We start from the raw sequence: 16,883 nt of genomic DNA on the forward strand, positions 1-16,883 counted from the left end.
TCGGTCGTCGATGGCACCGCGTCGGGGCCGGTCGCCTCCGCCGGGTGGCTGGGCTGCTCCCCCGCCGGGTCAGTCCGGCGACTCGGCGGCTCCCTCGGGGCGTGTCCCGGCGATCTCCCGTCGACGCCACCGGCGCAGATACGCCCGGGCCCGTCGACGGGTCTGCGGCGACATCCCCTCGTCCCCGGCGATCCGGGCGAGGTCGTCCTGCACCGCCGTACGCAGCGCCGGCTCCCCGGCCACCCGGATCGCCAGGTTGATCAGGGCGTCGTTGCCCGACTGCAACCACTTGCGCAGGATCGGCACGGCGTCGCGCTGGTTGAGCAGTTCGGTCCGGAGCTTGCCCATCCGGTCGACGTACTTGACGCGCAGGCTCTCCACCAGGGCGTGGTGCGCCTTGCCGAGGCTCTGCAGGTCCGCCGACTCGCTGAGGGCGCCGGCCACCTCCAACGCCTGCTGCCAGCGCAACAGCCCGGTGATGATGTCCTGCAGGCGCTTGTCGTCCGACTCGGTGTCGAACGGGGCGGACCCGGTGTCCGCCGTCGGATCGCTCGCCGCCGACTCGTCCAGACCGACCAGCGAGGTGGGATCGACCAGCGAGGTGGGACCCGCGTACTGCTTGCTGATCCGGGCCAGTTCCTCGGTGAAACCGGCCTGCACCGAGTAGGAGATCTCGACCGGGTCGAGATCCGGCACCTCCACCTTGATCATCGCTGAGGTGAGCGGCCCGTCGGGCAGGTTCAGGGACACGTCGACGTCCTTCAGGTTGACCGTCATCCTGAGCGCGTCCAGCGCCCGTGCCGGTGGAACCTGCAGGGGATGCGCCCGGAGCAGGGGCAGTTGGTCCCCGGGGGGTCCCGTCACCGGTCCGCTCCGTCCGGCGGGTGCGGCCGTGGGTCGATCTGGAAGTCCGGTGTGCCGTCCTGCGGGTCGGGCGTCGTCGCCGCGTCGTACCGGGGTACGGGGTCCACGGTGAACACCGGTTGGATCGCCTCCGTCGCGTCCGCCAGCCGGCGTACCACCTCCGACCAGAGGCGGCCGAGTTCCTCCACGGACAGGCCGCCCGTCGACCCGTCCGCCGGCACGTCGGCGTCCGGTGCACCGTCCGCCGGGGCCCTGCCGGTGTCGGCGGCCACCCGGGAGATGCTCAGGCCCACCTCCTGCCGCCAGATGTCGAGCGCGTCGTGCAACCAGTCCGGGTCGGACTCCGGCAGGGCGTCGACCTGCATGATCGCCCCGCCCAGTCGGGCCACGCAGTCCTCGTCGAGCCAGGCCAGCAGCGGACCCAGCTCCCGCATGATCCATTCGACGACCGCGTCGACCGTGACGAACATCTGCTCCGGCAGGGCCTCCACCCGGACCGTGTCGCCGCGGCCGTAGTTCGCCCGCGCCCAGTCGGTCACCGCCAGCGGACAGAACAGGACGATGTGCGAGCCGTTCGGATCGACCGATTCTCGCCACCACTCGATGACCGCCGTCAGTCGGACCCAGAACCCGGGGTCCGGGGAGGACAGGTCACACAGTTCACCGACGACGACGGTGTCCGCGCCCCGGGCCCGCAGGCCGAGCCACCGGCCGATCGCGGTCAGGTCCGCCCCGCCGCGCAGGCCGGCTGAGGACAGACCCTCGTCGAGCCCCGCGAGCAGCCACTCCGCCGCCCGTCGGCGGGTACGTTCACCGGCGATGCCGATCAGGGTGACGGGCCCGGCGAACGCCGACTCCCGCAGCCCGGCCAGTTGGTCGACGGTGAGCAACGGAGGGGTCGCCTCGGGCCGCAGCACCGTCCAGCCGGCCGACGGCGACGCGGGCGGCGGCACAGCGGCGGACGAGGCGGCCCCGGACAGGCCGAGGCTCTCCGCCAACTGGTTCAGGATGTCGGTCGTCGCGTCCTCGTCGTCCTCGCTCTCGTCACCGACCACCAGGTGGTAGCCGGCCTCCACCCAGGACTGCTGGGTGAGGCTGTACCGGCCCAACAGGTACAGCGGCGTGGGCTTCCGGTAGAGGGTGCTGAGCGGGACGTTGAGCCGGCACCAGCCCCACCCGTAGACGACGTCGAAGTCGTCGAGGAAATCCACCAGCGCGGTACGCATGTCCCGGAGTTGGGTGCCGTGCTCGTCGTGCCGGGTCGGTTCCAGCCCTGCGATCAGCATCTCCGCCGCGTCGACCAGCACCGGGCGGGCCCGTTCGCTGCCCTGCCGGCGGAGGTCGAACATGATCGGCTTGTGCCCCACCGCCTCGATGTGGCGCGGCACGATGGAGCCGGCGTCGATGATGCGTCGATAGAGGTATTCGGCCGGGTCGGTCACCACGACCGCGTTGAAGTAGCCCTGGTTCATCAGCTCGGCCAGGTTGGCGATCGCCGTCAGGTCGCCGTCCGCCGCGTCGGTCGGTGTGGTGTACCGCTTCAGGAAGTCGTCCCGGGCCAGCGACGAGGAGCGGAAAGCCCAGAAATCGCCGATCTTCTGGTCGTCATTCTTGGTCGGCGCCCGGTCCCCGCGCAGCGCGTCGACGAACCGGGTCGGTCGGGCGTGGTTGAGCAGCGCCGCCCCACCGTCCAGACCGATCACCAGGGCCGCGGAGACATTGCTCTCCCGGTTCGCCCGCATCCGTTGGGCCAGGTCGGCCACCCTCAGCTCGGAGACCTTCACGTCAACTGCTCCGTGACGGCCCGCATCAGGCCGGCGAAGCTGCCCAGCTTCCCGTCGATGAACCTCGGGCTGTAGTTGCGCTGGGCCATCAGCGACAGCACCATCGGGGCGTCGGGGAAGGCGATGTTGGCGTAGTAGAGCGGGGAACGGTCCCGGCTGAACGCCTGCAACACGTTGAGGTGGAAGAAGGAGTACCCGCAGACCACCGCCGGTCGACTGGTGACGTCCCGGACGAGCTGCTCGATGCGCTCCTCGTACCGGATGATCTCGCGGCTGGTCATCAGGTTCAGCCCGAGGTCCAGCCCGCCGTGCAGCTTGATGATCCGGATCCGGGGGCTACCCGGTGCGGTGATCTGGAGCACCGCCGCCTCGGGCCGGTACTGCGGCACGTCGATCACCCGGTAGTCGTGGTGTTCCCGCAGCCCGGCGGCGGCGAGCGCCTGCTCCAGTAGATCGTCGATGTTGACGGTCACCACCATGTCCGCGTACCCGCGGGTGAGCAGCCCGACCAGCTGGCGGTACGGCGAGTCCGGGGTGAGCGGACGCTCCAGGTACCGCCGGAACAGGCCGGCCCGCGCCACCCCCGGCCCGAGCCCGTCACAGAACAGGTCGAACCGGTACTGGGGGCTGCCCCACGTGTCGACGTCGTCGCCCAGCACGGCGGCGAGCAGCTCCGCGTTGAGCGGAACCCCGTCGTGCACCGAGCAGCCGGCGCCGAGCCAGAAGAAGGGCTTCTCCGCCGACGCCTGGTCATCCCGGAACTGCCGCAGATGCCGGACCAGTTCCCGCACACTGTCCTGCGCGGTCATCGCTACCTCCGTAGGTGTCGGAGCAGGGTCAGGTCCACCACCGGTTCCTCCGACCACGCCTGCTCGGAGACGGGACGCCAGGCCGGGCCGGTGCCGGGCAGCAGGGAGGCGACGCCACCCTGGACGTAGTGGCCGTAGGTGCGCTCGACGTCGCGCGCCATGTCGTCGTGGCCCAACTCCCGCAGCGCGGAGACCGACTGCCGCACCCAGTCGCGGATGTGCATCGGCTGCTGGTACGTCTCCAGCGCGGCCAGCAGCTGCTGCCGGGTCAGCTGCCCGGTCGGCCCCTGCGGGCCGGTGGACGAGATGACCCCCATGACGGTGTCCGAGACGACCTTCTGGATGTCACCCGGCGCCAACCCGTGCGACCTGCGGGCCAACTCGACGACGTCGATGTCGTCGGCACGCACCCCGGCGTCGAGCTGGTCGAGGTGCACCTGGAAGATCTTCGCCCGGACCTGCTCGTCGGGCAGTTCGACGGGGATCATCTCGTCGAAGCGGCGCAGCAGTGCCAGGTCCATCGCCCAGAGCCGGTTCGTGCAGCCGAAGAAGATCACCGCGGCCTGTGACTCACGTAGCCGGTCGATCTCCTGGAGCAGGTGCGAGGTGAGCTGCACCCGCCAGTCCTGACCGCCCTCCCGGGACATGCCGATCGAGTCGATCTCGTCTCCGAACAGGATCGCCGGTTGGGCGTCGATCGCCTGGTCGAAGATCTCCGACACCCGCTTCTCGTCGTCGCCGACGTAACGGTTCAACACGTCGTTGAGACGCATCCGGAAGATCGGCAGTGGCCGGCCGTGTCGACGTCGGTACTCGCCGCTGAAAGCCCGGATGAGGAAGGTCTTGCCGCATCCCGACGGTCCGAACAACAGGATGGACCTGCTGGGTGACTGGTGGTAGCGGGCCAGCCGGTCGGCGAGGCCCTCGCTGTCGAGGTCCCCGAAGTAGGTCTCGAAGATCCGCTGGCGTAGCCGCCCGGTGAACGTACCCACCTCGTCCGCCCCTCCGACCTGCGCGAACGTCGGTTCGGTCGAGCCGGTCACCGGCCGGGACCCCGACCCCGGCTCGGCGGCGTCCACCTCCGCGGGCAGCCGGGGGTGCCGCGGCTGCAGGGCCCGGACCCGACGCAGGTCCGTCGCGCACTGCTCCGGCCGGCCCAGCTCCTGGTGCACGTACGCGCGGGTGGCCAGCACCTCGGCGGACAGGTACCGGCCCAGCCCGCCGGGCAGCGGCGCGGCGTCGAGGAGTCCGGCGAGCCGGTCGCACGCCGCCACCGCCTCGACCGTCGGTTGCTGCTCGAACCCGGCCAGCAGCCGTGACAACGCGTCGGTCAGGCTGTTCGCCACCAGTTCCCGGTGGGTGCTGCGCCCGATGGCACGCAGCAGCGAACCGACTGCCCGCTCGTGCTCGCCGCGCAGGTGCTGCAGGTGACCCAGCAGCGCGGCGGCGTCCGAGCCGGCGCCGAACTCGTCGAGGGCACGGGCCAGGTCCGCCTCGGCCACCGCGAGGTCCGCCGGGTCGGGCTGCCCGTCCCCGTCCCGCAGCAGGGTCCAGGCCCGGCCGTAGTACGGCTCCCACTGGTCCGCGCCCAGTTCGATCGCCTTGGCGAAGTGTTCCCGGGCCGACCGGAGGTCGTCCCGGCCCAGTGCGTCGACACCCTCGTGGTAAGCCGACGTCCAGACCTTCTCGGGCTCCATCAGCCACCTCCCTGCGTCCCGTTGACCGGCCACACGACACAGCGGGAGACGTGGGACCGTCCCCGACCGGCGGTCACCCGGATGCCGCCGTGCGCGCCGATGCCGTCGACCAGTGCGTCCGCGACGGTGACACCGGCGGCGACCGCCAGCGTCCCGTACGCCGCCGGCGTCAGTCCCCCGGCGAACAACTCGGTGTAGCCGGTGCAGTCGCCGATCGCCCGCGGGTCGGTGTCCGCCGTCGCGGCCACCAGGACGTGCGGGGCGAACTCCGCCGTGGCGAACAGCCGCTGGAGCTGGTCCAGCACCGGCCCCGGGCCACCGGTGAACAGCACGCACACCGGCCCGGTCACCCCGGTGGTTGGCACGACGCCGGTACGGATCCAGGGATTGTCGTCGTCGGGGGGCGTGCCGCCGGCCGCCGGGGCGGACCGCTCCGGCGGCGGGTCGGGTTCGCGGGCGGAGCTGACCAGCGCCGCCAGCTCCTCCAGCCGGGCCTCGTCCGGTCGGGGCACCACGTCCAACTCGAAGTCGGACCAGTCCCGGTCACCGGTGGCCTTCGGCACCGACCCGATCGCCCCGACGGTGTCGACGATCGAACCCAGCAGCAACGTCGCCGCCACGGGTGCTTCGACGGCGTCCGTGGGCAGGTCGGCCAGGACCCGGCCGGCCGAGCCGAGCGGCTCGACGGAGAAGTCCGGCCGCTGGAACGTCATCGCCACGGCCCGCCGCAGGATGCTGACGACGCCCAGGGCCCGGTCGAGCAGGAGGGCGGCGCGGCGCAGGTCACCGGTGTGGTGGAACGTCAGCCCGGCGCGCTCGGAGACCATCGCCACGGCGTGCGTGCGGGACGCGTCGGCGTCGTCACTGGCATAGGCACGCCTGGTACGCAGGCCGACGGCGTAGACGATGGCCCTGACCACCGCCTCGGCGGCCGGGTCCGCACAGTGCGGCAACCGGGCCAGCAGACACTGCGCCAGCAGGTCGCGCAGCGCCGGGGCCCGGTCCAGTTCCTCCAGCCACCAGCCCGCCTGCCCCTGGCCGTCGGACTGGGGTCGCAGCCGGTGCCAGCCCCGGGGGACCGCACCGACCGGCGTCTCCCGGATCCACACCACCGGCCAGCCCTGCCGGGACAGCGTGTTCCCCCACGCGCCGATCCGAGCTTCGGTCACCGGGGTGCCGATCAGCCGGCAGCGGACGCCCGGGCCGATCCGCAGGCTGGCGACGCCGCCCCGGTCGGCCAGGCCGACCCGCAGCGGCACCCCGGGCGGGGCGTCCGGGTGGCCGGTCAACCGGGCCGGTGGGCGGAACGGGTCCCCGCTGGCCGGGGGCACGGCCACCCGGGTCGGTGCCGACGCCGGGACGACAGGCGGTGGCACCTCCCGCAGCAGTTCGGCGTCGGCGAGCAGGGCCGGCAGGAACCACCCGCTGCGCCGACCGACCGTCCGCAACTGGCGGGCCGCCACGGGCAGCCGGTGACGCAACACCCGGCCGTCGAGCAGTGACACGAGTTCGGGTAGCCGGGCCTCCAGACCCCGCTGCATCATCCAGTCGCCGATGCGCAGACCGTGGGCGAAGGCCCGGTGCAGCTCCCGGTCGGAGCCGAGCCGGGAGTGTTCCTCGACCAGCATCCGGCGGTAGCGCCAGGCCGCCGCGAGGACCGGATCCACCCGGTTCGGGCGCATCGGGTCCGGGCCCGGCCCCACCGCCGCCTCGTCGGTGAGGGCGCTGGCCAGGTAGAAGCAGGCGTACGCGGTGGTGGGGTCACCCAGCCGGAGCAGGGCCCGCCCGCACCAGACCAGTTCCGTGCGCACCTCGGACTCGAGCCAGCCGGACAGCCCCTCGTCCCCGACGATGGTCAGGAGCTGCTCGACGATGATCCGGTATTCGCCCAGGCCGTACCAGACGTCACCCCGGGCGAGGTAGGGACCGGCCAGATCGCGCAGCAGCCGCCGTTCGACACCCTCCGGATCGGTGGCCGGCGACTCGCCGTACGACAGGTCGTCCTCACCGTCGAAGAGGGCGGCGAGCCGCTCCCGCTTCGGCTCCGGGCCCTCCACCCCCAGCGGTGCCACCGGTGCCGGCACGGGGACCGGTTCCGACGGACGCAGGGCCGGCTCCTGGGCCAACGCCGCCAGCTCGGACAGCTCGGCCCAGTCCGCCCGCAGGCCGGTGCCGACCAGGTGAACGGTGTGCGTGAGCAGCGCGTGGGCCAGGCCCGGCAGACCGAGCGCCGCCCAGCCCCGGATCACCGCCAGCCACCAGCCGCACCGGCCGGTGTGCAGTTCGGCCAGCAGTTTCCCGTATCCGGCCGGGACGGTGTCACCGGGGTCGGCGGCCGGTACGAACACCGCAGGGTCCACGGCCAGCATGACCGCCGCACTGAACTCGCGGGCCACGACCACCCGCTCACCCGCGTCGAGCAGCCGCGGCCAGTTGCCCCCGACCTTTCCACGCCGGCCGGTGGCCAACTCCCCCGCACCTCCTCCGGTCGTCCCCACGCTCAGAACCGGCACAGGACGTGGTCGATGCGACCGTGCAACCGGCCGAGGTGGTCGGTGCAGATGGTGGCCACCGACTCCTGCCCGGCCACGCTGACGATGTGCTGGGTCAGTCGTTGCGTGCGCAGGTCGAAGGCGGCGATCTGGTTGCCGCCGTCGTCGTCGAACAGGGCGTAGAGGGTGTCGCCGCCGAGGGACAGGTCCCGCACCGGCCACCGGTCCCAGGGTGGGTCGAGGGCGATGTCGACCAGCGGTGTCCCGTCGTCCTCGGCGGGTCGCCAGAGCCGGAGCCGGCCGTCCTGCACGGCCCCGAGCAGCGGCGTCGACCCACCGGACTCCTTCCAGCGGGGCAGCAGCCGACACTGCGCGGACGGCAGGTCCCCCCGCGTGCCGGAGCCGAGCGACGTGCGCTCGCCCTCCTGGACGAGGGGCAGCCGGTGCCACTGCCGGGCGGTACGCACCCAGACCGCCTCCGGGTCGCCGACGGCCTCCAGCGGATCCCCCTCCAGTGGGGGCAGCCCGAGTCGGGCGAACTGGAACCGGAACCGGGTCCCCTGCTCCGAGTCCTCGGCCGCCGAGGTCTCCATCCGCAGGACGTGGTGGTTGGCCATCAGCACCCAGAGCATGCCCTCCTGGTCGTAGTGCACCGAGACGGGCGGCGACTCGATCCGGACCGGCCAGACCAGCCGCCGGGATATGTCGAAGCGCTCCATCAGCAGGTCACCCGGGGTGTAGGAGTAGCACTCGCCCCGGTGTACGGCGATCCGTTCCTTGAACCGGGTGGAGGCCAGCCGCAGCCGTCCCTGGCGGCCACGGGTGTGTCGCAGCCGCTGCTGGACCGCCTCCAACTCCTCGACGCAGCCGGGGTCGGCACCGGCCGTGAGGGCCACCTCGACCAGGAGCCGGAACTGGTCGATGCCGGCGTCGGTGCCCCACCGGCGGCGGGGGCTGGCCGCCGCGGTCAGCAGCGTGGCCAGCCGGGACTCCGTGGTCACGCCCAGTGCGGGCAGCAACTCGGCCGGCCCTGGTCGGCTCGGCCGGTCGTCGTCGTCCCGGTCGACGCACTCCTCCAGGAACCGCTGGTGTCGTTCGGCGGCGCTGTCGGGGCCGGTCATCCGGACCAGGTAGTCGTCGAGCGCCTCCAGTTCGGTGCCGGCGAGCCGCCAGAAGCCCACCGGGAGTCCCCACTCGCCGGCGCCGACCACGGCGGAGACGTACCAGGGCGCGTTGAAGTGTGCCTGGTGCATCTTGTGGTCGGTCCCCGACATGAACGGCTTGCCGCCGACGTGTGAGTGGTACCAGCCGACGATGTACTCGTCGACGCTGTCGGCGAGCCGGGCGGCGATCGCCTGGATCGACGACTGGTCGAACTCGAAGTGCACCGCGCTGGCGTTGTCGCTGGGCACCGCCAGGTGGTCGGTGACCGTGACGATCCAACCGGTGCCGTTGACGAAGTGACGGCCCAGCAGGATGCCGCCGACCTCGGTGCCGGCCTGCTGCGCGGACTGCCGCCGGATGCCGCTGAGTACGGTGTCGTCGACGTGCAGGGCGACCGCGGGGCCGGACCGCAACAGTTCACTCGACGGTGCCGGGTTGTGCTGGGCGAGCGGGCGGCGGACGGGTTCGATGCGGAAGTCCGGCGAGACGTCCATCAGGTCGCCACCCCCGCCGACCGGTCGCCCGCCCGCGCCTCCCGGGTCATGATGAGGGTGTGGCCGGCCTCCACCTGCGCCGACCGCAGGGTCTCGGACACCCCGAGGAAGCGGTTGCGTTCCTGCCACATCAGCCGGTACGGGATCACGTTGCCCGTCTGGTCCTGTTGGGGGAAGGGCAGGGCCGGGTTCGCCACGATCTTGGCGATGATCCCCTGCACGGGAATGTCGAGCGGGAGGCTGACGTCCCACTTCTCGGTCAACATGGTGGTGGCCAGGATGACCGGGATCGATTCGAGCGGCGGATTCGTCATGCGTCACCTTCTGCCGGTGTGGACCATTCCTGGATGCGGTTCACCGAGATGTCGAAGTCGAGATCCTGCTCCGGCTGGCCGAGCAGGGTGTGGGCGGAGGTCTCCTCCGCCCGCCGATGGACCGCCTCGAACAGGGCGCCGACGGTCAGGTCCGTGGCGATGAGGGCGATCTCCACGCCGGTGTAGGTGCCGAGGCGGCACACCGTCTGCAACAGGTCCTGGAACGTCCCCGCATGCCACTGCACCGCCGGCACCTCGGCCTGGATGAGCACGCACCCCTGCACCAGCAGGAACTTCGCCTGTCGGCTGTGGACGTTCCACTCCGACACCAGCCGCAGCACGGGTCCCCGGGCGGCGAGACCGACCTCCCGTTGCAGCAGGGCGCGCAGGTAGACCCAGTGCGGCGTCGACTTCACCTCGATCAGCAGCGGGTAGTGGTAGCCGGGCACCGGGCAGCGGTAGCCGGTGACGACGGTGTTCTCGTCGACGACCTCGCAGGTCCAGCCGATCTGCGCGAACAGGGCGGCGATGGCCTTGCCGTCAGGCCTGCTCATCCGGGCCCCCTTCCCGTCCGGTCGAGTCCGGCTCGACCGCCGGCAGGCCGGGTTCGACCGACGGCTGACCCGGCCCGGTCGACGGCAGGTCGGGGCCGGCCGAGGGCTGACCCGGCTCCATCGACGGCAGGTCGGGGCCGGCCGGCGGCGGGCTCGCTCGCGGTCGCAGGTCGAGGTCGAAGGCCAGGTCACGCACGGGTGTCGGATCGATCGGCACCACCGGTTCGTCGGCCTCCAGGTTGATCCCGAGCCACCGGGCCGCGCCGCGGTCCAGCGGGTCGTAGATGTTGAACGACTTGTACTGGACCAACTCGCACAACTGGACGCAGAGTTCGGCCACGGACATGCCGGGGTACCAGATGTCGCCGGTGCAGACCCGGGGCGGCCGGATGTTCGGGTGGAAGATCGGTGTCTTCCACACGATCTCCGGGGGCAGCAGCGGGAAGCTGCCGCCCAGGGTGAGGGTGAACTCGTGGTGCGACGACAGGCCCAGCTCCTCCTGGTTGAACACCAGGCCACGGCAGGTGAGCACCACGTCGTACCGGGTCGGTGGAAGCCCGTGCGCGGTGAAGGTCACCATCGAGCTGGCCCTGACCAACTGCCGCATGTCGGTGTACTCGGTGTCCAGCCGCCGGTCGCGGGGCGTCATCGCCATGTCAGCTCCTGCCTATGCCGGTACGCGCCGCCGGGTCCTGCGGACCACGAGGCGCCGGGTCCTGCGGACCACCGTCCGGCGGCACCCGGGGCGGCGCACCACCGGCGCCGCCCCGACCCCCGTCGGAGCCCACCGGTTCGGCCAGTTCGAAGACCACGGTCCCCCCGCTGCCGTGCGCCTCGACCCAGCTCCAACGGGGAAAACCCGTCTCGTGCGGCGACAGCAGGTGCCACGGCTGCGTCCCGTCGATCTGGTCGACCAGGTCGAGGGCCACCTCGGCGGCGCAGGTCGGGCACCGGACCGGGCGGTCCCCCGGGTGGACCCGGTGGACCTCGTCCTGCCGGCCGCAACCGAGGCAGCTCCAGCCGCGCAACACCGTCAGCGGCAGGCGCAGCACCACCTCGTCGTCGGCCCGCGCCGTCCGCCACCGCTCGAGGATGTCGACCCACCGGTCGGTGGCCCACGAGCCGGGGCTCCCGGTCGGCACCGCCGGGGTCGGGTGCAGCAGGCAGTCCGGGTTCACCGGGATGCCGACCTGCCAGAACCGGTCGTAGGCGAGGTCGAAGCGCAGTTCGTGGCCGATCGGCACGGTCATGTCGTGCCGGTCACGGCTGAGCCACCGCATCGCCTGCTGCGCCATCGCCGCCCCGACGGTGGCGGCGACGGTCGGGGTGGTGGGCACCCCCCGGGCCGTCTCGGCACGGACCCGGTAGGCCAGGCAGGAGTGGCGCAGGGCGAGGTCCCGCAGGTCCTCGTCGGTCAGCCCGCAGACGTAGCACGGGCCGTCCGGCGGCAGGTAGAGGCGCACCGCGCCCTCCCAGGTGGTGAGGCCGCCGTCGATCAGCAGGACACCGGCCTGCCCGGCGAGTTGGCCGAGCGCCACCCGGGCGGCCACGTTGTCCAGACAGCCGAGCACCACGTCGGCGCGGTGGAGCAGACCGGCCCCGAGACCCGTGCGCAGGTCGTCGGCGATCACGTCGACCTGACAGTCCGGGTTGAGTTCACCGGCGGCCCGTACGACGGCGTCCACCTTGGCGGCGCCGACGTCGGACGGTCGGTAGAGCACCGACCGGGAGAGGTTGCCGACCTCGACCGTGTCGAGGTCGACGACGGTGATCGTGCCCCAGCCGAGCAGGAGGAGGTTCTTCAGCACCTCGTTGCCGAGGGCACCCGCGCCGGCGACCACGGCGTGCGCGCCACGTACCTCGTCCTGGTCCCACCACTCGATGTCGGCCAGCCGGGAGTAGCGGTCCTGGGTCATGTGGTCACCACCCGACCCACCGGCACCGGAACCGGAACCATGTGGCAGTCGCGCGAGTAACACCGCGCGCCACGCAGGTACTCCCAGCAGTCCTCGCAGTAGCCCTCACCGCACAGGGGGCAGAGCACCACCTCCGCGTCGACGGTGAAGGTGGTGTGGCACTGCTGGCAGCGGTGCCCGACCAGCACGTGCCCGGTGGGCAGTCGCAGCTGACGGACCTCGGAGAACCACGCCAACTGACCGGCGAAGGCCACCCGGTCACCGTGGTGCAGGACGGCGAGTCCGATGATCCGTCGACCGTTGCGGACGACGTCCACCCCGTCCGGAATGATCAACGAGTGGCCCGCCCGGGACCGGGCGAGCCAGACCCCCGCGCCGTCTCCCGCGGTGTCCCGCAGCTCGGCGGTGGGCAGTCCCGCGCACGGCAGGTAGCCGTGCGTCCCCCGTTGGGGCAGCTGCACGGTGAAGTCGTCGAAGTCGAGGTACGGACCGACGGCGGGGATCTCGATCATCAGCACCCTCCACGACCGGTTCCGGAGCAGCACCCGCGCGGCGGTGACCGGGGGCCGGTGGATCCGTGCCACCCGGAGCACCTCACGCACGGTGTGCGTAGGGAGACCCAGTGTTCTATGAGGATGCAAGTGCGGGGATCGACCGATGGTCCAGTGAGGACTGTCGACACAGCCCGGGCGGGTGACCCGACGGCAGTTTCCCGGCGGCGGGCCGGCCGCAGCGGGCCGGCAAGGCGACCGACCCGGCGGCGGTACGGCGGCCCGGACCTGCTGGATCGGCATGGGCGGGGGCTCTCGGCCGGCGGACCGCACCACCCGTCCCCCGCCGACTGACCGGTCGGCGGGGGCACTGTCGGATCAGCGTCAGTCCGCCGTGTAGCCGTGCGTCACGATCCGCGCGGCGGTCTCCTCGTAACCCTCCCCCTCGGGGGCGAAGGTGCCCAGGCCGTCGACGTACCGGTTGAACATGCAGAACGCGGCGGCGATCAGCACCGTGTCGTGGATCTCCAGGTCGGTGCCGCCCTCGGCGCGGGCCGCCTCGACCAGCTCGGTGGTGACCTGCCGGCCACCGGCCTGCACCGCCGCCGCGATCCGCAGCAGGGCGCGCAGCTTCGCGCTGACCGGCGCGGTGTCCAGGTCGGCCCGCACCTGGTCGACCAGGGTCATCCCGGTGGGCAGCTGGGCGGCGGCGAACGCCGAGTGGGAGGCGCAGCAGAACCGGCACTCGTTGAGCCCCGAGACGTAGGCGGCGATCAGCTCCCGCTCACCCGGCGTCAACGTCGGGTGCGGGGTGCGCAACAACACCTCGGCCAGCTCGTTCAGCGGCTTCGCGGTCTCCGGCCGGTACCGCATCGGCCCGGTGATCCCCGGAAACGCCTTCTCGTCGAGACCCAGATCGATGTGCGCCACCGGCACCTCCTGACTCGTCGGCCGCCCCGGGCGGGCTGCCGTCGCACCAGGGTGCCAGCTCCGCGGCCCCCGCTCATCTTCCGGAGTGCTCGACCGGACCGACCGGCGCCGACGGTGGCCCGACCGGAAGAGGTCAGCCGACCAGGAAGATCACCGCGAGCCAACCCACCACGATGACGACCAACGCCACGGTCAGCACCCAGGTCGGCACCGTGTACTCGCCCCGGCGGTTGCGGGCGATCTCGTCGCGGATCTTCGCCCGGCGACGATCGATCCAGTTGAGCCGCTGGGTGTCGCCGCTCTCGCGGTCGGCGGGTTCGGAAGTGTTCATCGCCCCGCCAGCGTACCGGTGGGGTCGACGGTCGGTGCCGGCCGTCGACCCCACCGGGTCACATGCTGGCGATCAGGCGTTCGACCCGCTCGTCGTACGCGCGGAACGGGTCCTTGCAGAGCACGGTGCGCTGCGCCTGGTCGTTGAGCTTCAGGTGCACCCAGTCGACGGTGAAGTCACGCCGCTTCTCCTGGGCGTGCCTGATGAACTCGCCGCGCAGCCGGGCCCGGGTGGTCTGCGGCGGCGTCTCCTTGGCCTCGAAGATCTCCGGGTCGGTGGCCACCCGGTCCACCTGACCGCGCCGCTCCAGCAGCCCGTACAGGCCCCGGCCCCGGCGCAGGTCGTGATAGGCCAGGTCCATCTGCGCCACCCGGGGGTGCGACAGCGGCAGGTCGTGCTTGCGCTGGTAACGCTCGATCAACCGGAGCTTGCTCACCCAGTCGATCTCCCGGGCCACCGGGTCGAGGTTGCCGTCCTCCACCGCGTTGAGCACCCGGCCCCACAGCTCCACCACCCGCTTGGCGGTCTGGTCGCCACCGCGGCGCTCGACGAACTCGGTGGCCCGCGCCAGGTATTCCTGTTGGATCTCCAGCGCGCTGACCTCCTTGCCGGAGGCGAGCCGCACCTTGCGCCGGCCGGTGATGTCGTGTGACACCTCCCGGATGGCCCGGATCGGGTTCTCCAGCGACAGGTCACGCATCACCACGCCGGCCTCGATCATCCGCAGCACGATGTCGGCCGAGCCGACCTTGAGCAGCGTGGTGACCTCGTTCATGTTGGAGTCGCCGACGATGACGTGCAGCCGCCGGTAGCGCTCGGCGTCGGCGTGCGGCTCGTCGCGGGTGTTGATGATCGGCCGGCTGCGGGTGGTCGCCGAGGAGACGCCCTCCCAGATGTGCTCGGCCCGCTGGGACAGGCAGTAGACCGCCCCGCGCGGGGTCTGCAACACCTTGCCCGCCCCGCAGATCAGCTGCCGGGTGACCAGGAACGGGATGAGCACGTCGGCCAGCCGGCCGAACTCACCGTGCCGGGACACCAGGTAGTTCTCGTGGCAGCCGTACGAGTTGCCGGCCGAGTCGGTGTTGTTCTTGAACAGGTAGATCTCACCCGCGATGCCCTCGTCGTGCAGCCGCTTCTCCGCATCGACGAGCAGGCCCTCCAGGATCCGTTCACCGGCCCGGTCGTGGGCGACCAGGTCGGTGACCGAGTCGCACTCCGGAGTGGCGTACTCCGGGTGCGACCCGACGTCCAGGTAGAGCCGGGCCCCGTTGCGCAGGAACACGTTGCTCGACCGCCCCCAGGACACCACCCGACGAAACAGATACCGGGCGACCTCGTCGGGGGACAGCCGCCGCTGCCCGCGATAGGTGCAGGTGACGCCGTACTCGGTCTCGAGGCCGAAGATTCGCCGCTCCATGATGTGACACTAGCCGCCCGGAGGGTCGGTTCGTCACTGTCACAGCACAGGTAGTGCGCTTCGGTCGCTCAGATCCCGTCCGAGTACGACATTCCGTCCGGCCCCAGCCCGGCCACGAACGCCCGGCAGGCGGCGTAGTCCGGCAGCGTCCCCGCCGCGCGGACCTGCGCCAACGTCGGCGCCGCCGCGTCGCGGGCGGACAGTTGCGGCACCTCGGCCGGCCACTCGATGCCCAACTCCGGGTCGAGCGGGTGCACGGCGTGTTCCCCGGTCGGGTTGTAGGTGGTCGAGCAGAGGTAGGTCAGGGTCGCGTCGTCGCTCAACGCGCAGAAACCGTGCCCCAGCCCCTCGGCCAGATAGACCGCCCGCCGGTCGGTGTCGTCCAACCGGACGCCCTCCCAGCGGCCGAAGGTCGGCGAACCGGTGCGCAGGTCCACCACCACGTCGAGCACCGCGCCCCGGACGCAGGTGACGTACTTGGCCTGGCCGGGCGGGACGTCGGCGAAGTGGATGCCGCGCACCACACCCCGGCCGGAGATCGACAGGTTGGCCTGGGCCAGCCGCAGCGGGTGCCCCACCGCCTCGGCGAGCTGGTCGAACCGGTACCACTCCATGAACAGGCCGCGCGGGTCACCGTGCTGCTGCGGGGTGACCTCCCAGGCGCCCTCGATGCTCAGCGGGCGAATCTTCACCGCACCCCCTCCGTTACCGACTGGGCCGCGCGCAGCACCGCCTCGTCGTGCTTGTCGGCCAGCAGGCCCAGCAGGTAGTCACCGTAGCCGCTCTTGGTCAGCGGCTCGGCCAGGGCGCGCAGCTGCTCGTCGTCGAGCAGGCCGGCTCGCCAGCAGACCTCCTCGACGCAGCCGATCTTCATGCCCTGCCGTTCCTCGATCACCCGGACGAACTCGCCGGCCTGCATCATCGAGGTGAAGGTGCCGGTGTCCAGCCAGGCGGTGCCCCGGTCCAGCACGGTCACCGACAGCTCACCGGCCCGCCGGTACGCCTCGTTGACCGCGGTGATCTCCAACTCGCCCCGGGCGCTCGGGGTGAGGTTGCCGGCGATCTCGACCACCCGGTTGTCGTAGAAGTACAGGCCCGGCACCGCGTAGCGGGACTTCGGCCGGGCCGGCTTCTCCTCGATCGACAGCACCCGGCCGTCGGCGTCGAAGTCGACCACCCCGTACGCCTCGGGGTTGGCGACCGGGTAGGCGAAGACCCGCCCGCCGACCAGGTCGCCGTTGTCGGCCAACTGCCGGCCGAGGCCGACGCCGTGGAAGATGTTGTCGCCCAGCACCAGCGCCACCGAGTCGTCGCCGATGAAGTCCGCGCCGAGCACGAACGCCTGCGCGATGCCGTCCGGGCGGGCCTGGGCGACGTACTCCAGCCGCAGCCCCCACTGGCTGCCGTCGCCGAGCAGCCGCTGGAACTGGTCCTGGTCCTCCGGGGTGGTGATCACCAGGATCTCCCGTACCCCGGACATCACCAGCGTCGACAGCGGGTAGTAGACCATCGGCTTGTCGAAGATCGGCATCAGTTGCTTGGACACCGCGCGGGTGATCGGCCACAGCCGGGACCCGGTGCCACCAGCGAGAAGGATTCCACGCACCGGGGGAGCCTACCGGGACC

16 protein-coding genes are annotated in these 16,883 nt (G+C 71.8%); all 16 read right to left on the minus strand.

Annotated features, from left to right (window positions below):
* Positions 1 to 69: 69 nt before the first annotated feature.
* On the minus strand, positions 70 to 864 hold the full coding sequence (locus AB0K25_RS08475) for a hypothetical protein (protein WP_363819266.1): 795 nt from the start codon (positions 862 to 864) through the stop codon (positions 70 to 72).
* Positions 861 to 2,648: a hypothetical protein gene (locus tag AB0K25_RS08480; RefSeq protein WP_363819269.1), complete on the minus strand. Its 1,788-nt coding sequence runs from the start codon at positions 2,646 to 2,648 to the stop codon at positions 861 to 863. The genes AB0K25_RS08475 and AB0K25_RS08480 overlap by 4 nt, the downstream gene beginning before the upstream one ends.
* Positions 2,645 to 3,457: an SIR2 family protein gene (locus AB0K25_RS08485; protein ID WP_208566137.1), complete on the minus strand. Its 813-nt coding sequence runs from the start codon at positions 3,455 to 3,457 to the stop codon at positions 2,645 to 2,647. The genes AB0K25_RS08480 and AB0K25_RS08485 overlap by 4 nt, the downstream gene beginning before the upstream one ends.
* Before the next feature lie 2 nt (positions 3,458 to 3,459).
* Complete coding sequence (locus AB0K25_RS08490) at positions 3,460 to 5,154, minus strand: AAA family ATPase (RefSeq protein WP_219461551.1); 1,695 nt, start codon at positions 5,152 to 5,154, stop codon at positions 3,460 to 3,462.
* Positions 5,154 to 7,652, minus strand: coding sequence for a hypothetical protein (locus AB0K25_RS08495; RefSeq protein WP_363819272.1), 2,499 nt, complete (start codon positions 7,650 to 7,652; stop codon positions 5,154 to 5,156). Before AB0K25_RS08495 ends, AB0K25_RS08490 begins: the two co-directional genes overlap by 1 nt.
* Before the next feature lie 2 nt (positions 7,653 to 7,654).
* Complete coding sequence (locus tag AB0K25_RS08500) at positions 7,655 to 9,304, minus strand: Mov34/MPN/PAD-1 family protein (RefSeq protein WP_219461546.1); 1,650 nt, start codon at positions 9,302 to 9,304, stop codon at positions 7,655 to 7,657.
* Positions 9,304 to 9,618, minus strand: coding sequence for a hypothetical protein (locus tag AB0K25_RS08505; RefSeq protein ID WP_219461533.1), 315 nt, complete (start codon positions 9,616 to 9,618; stop codon positions 9,304 to 9,306). The genes AB0K25_RS08500 and AB0K25_RS08505 overlap by 1 nt, the downstream gene beginning before the upstream one ends.
* Complete coding sequence (locus AB0K25_RS08510; protein ID WP_219461529.1) at positions 9,615 to 10,172, minus strand: hypothetical protein; 558 nt, start codon at positions 10,170 to 10,172, stop codon at positions 9,615 to 9,617. Before AB0K25_RS08510 ends, AB0K25_RS08505 begins: the two co-directional genes overlap by 4 nt.
* Positions 10,159 to 10,827 carry a ubiquitin-conjugating enzyme E2 gene (locus AB0K25_RS08515; protein WP_219461526.1) on the minus strand — a complete coding sequence of 223 codons (669 nt, stop codon included), beginning with the start codon at positions 10,825 to 10,827 and terminating at the stop codon, positions 10,159 to 10,161. Before AB0K25_RS08515 ends, AB0K25_RS08510 begins: the two co-directional genes overlap by 14 nt.
* A 1-nt stretch (position 10,828) precedes the next feature.
* Complete coding sequence (locus tag AB0K25_RS08520; RefSeq protein ID WP_363819277.1) at positions 10,829 to 12,088, minus strand: ThiF family adenylyltransferase; 1,260 nt, start codon at positions 12,086 to 12,088, stop codon at positions 10,829 to 10,831.
* Positions 12,085 to 12,672 (minus strand): hypothetical protein, encoded by a 588-nt coding sequence (locus AB0K25_RS08525; protein WP_219461518.1) that lies wholly within the window; start codon positions 12,670 to 12,672, stop codon positions 12,085 to 12,087. Before AB0K25_RS08525 ends, AB0K25_RS08520 begins: the two co-directional genes overlap by 4 nt.
* Before the next feature lie 291 nt (positions 12,673 to 12,963).
* Positions 12,964 to 13,509 carry a carboxymuconolactone decarboxylase family protein gene (locus tag AB0K25_RS08530; RefSeq protein WP_219461514.1) on the minus strand — a complete coding sequence of 182 codons (546 nt, stop codon included), beginning with the start codon at positions 13,507 to 13,509 and terminating at the stop codon, positions 12,964 to 12,966.
* Positions 13,510 to 13,642: 133 nt separating this feature from the next.
* Positions 13,643 to 13,840: a hypothetical protein gene (locus tag AB0K25_RS08535; protein WP_208566147.1), complete on the minus strand. Its 198-nt coding sequence runs from the start codon at positions 13,838 to 13,840 to the stop codon at positions 13,643 to 13,645.
* Between the two features lie 58 nt (positions 13,841 to 13,898).
* Positions 13,899 to 15,257, minus strand: coding sequence for a Pup--protein ligase (pafA, locus tag AB0K25_RS08540; RefSeq protein ID WP_208566148.1), 1,359 nt, complete (start codon positions 15,255 to 15,257; stop codon positions 13,899 to 13,901).
* A gap of 68 nt (positions 15,258 to 15,325) precedes the next feature.
* Complete coding sequence (gene rfbC / locus AB0K25_RS08545) at positions 15,326 to 15,949, minus strand: dTDP-4-dehydrorhamnose 3,5-epimerase (RefSeq protein WP_208566149.1); 624 nt, start codon at positions 15,947 to 15,949, stop codon at positions 15,326 to 15,328.
* Positions 15,946 to 16,863, minus strand: coding sequence for a glucose-1-phosphate thymidylyltransferase RfbA (gene rfbA, locus AB0K25_RS08550; RefSeq protein WP_208566150.1), 918 nt, complete (start codon positions 16,861 to 16,863; stop codon positions 15,946 to 15,948). The genes rfbC and rfbA overlap by 4 nt, the downstream gene beginning before the upstream one ends.
* Positions 16,864 to 16,883 lie beyond the last annotated feature (20 nt).

The organism is Micromonospora sp. NPDC049257 (genome assembly GCF_040678915.1).
GTDB classification, from domain to species: domain Bacteria; phylum Actinomycetota; class Actinomycetes; order Mycobacteriales; family Micromonosporaceae; genus Micromonospora; species Micromonospora antibiotica.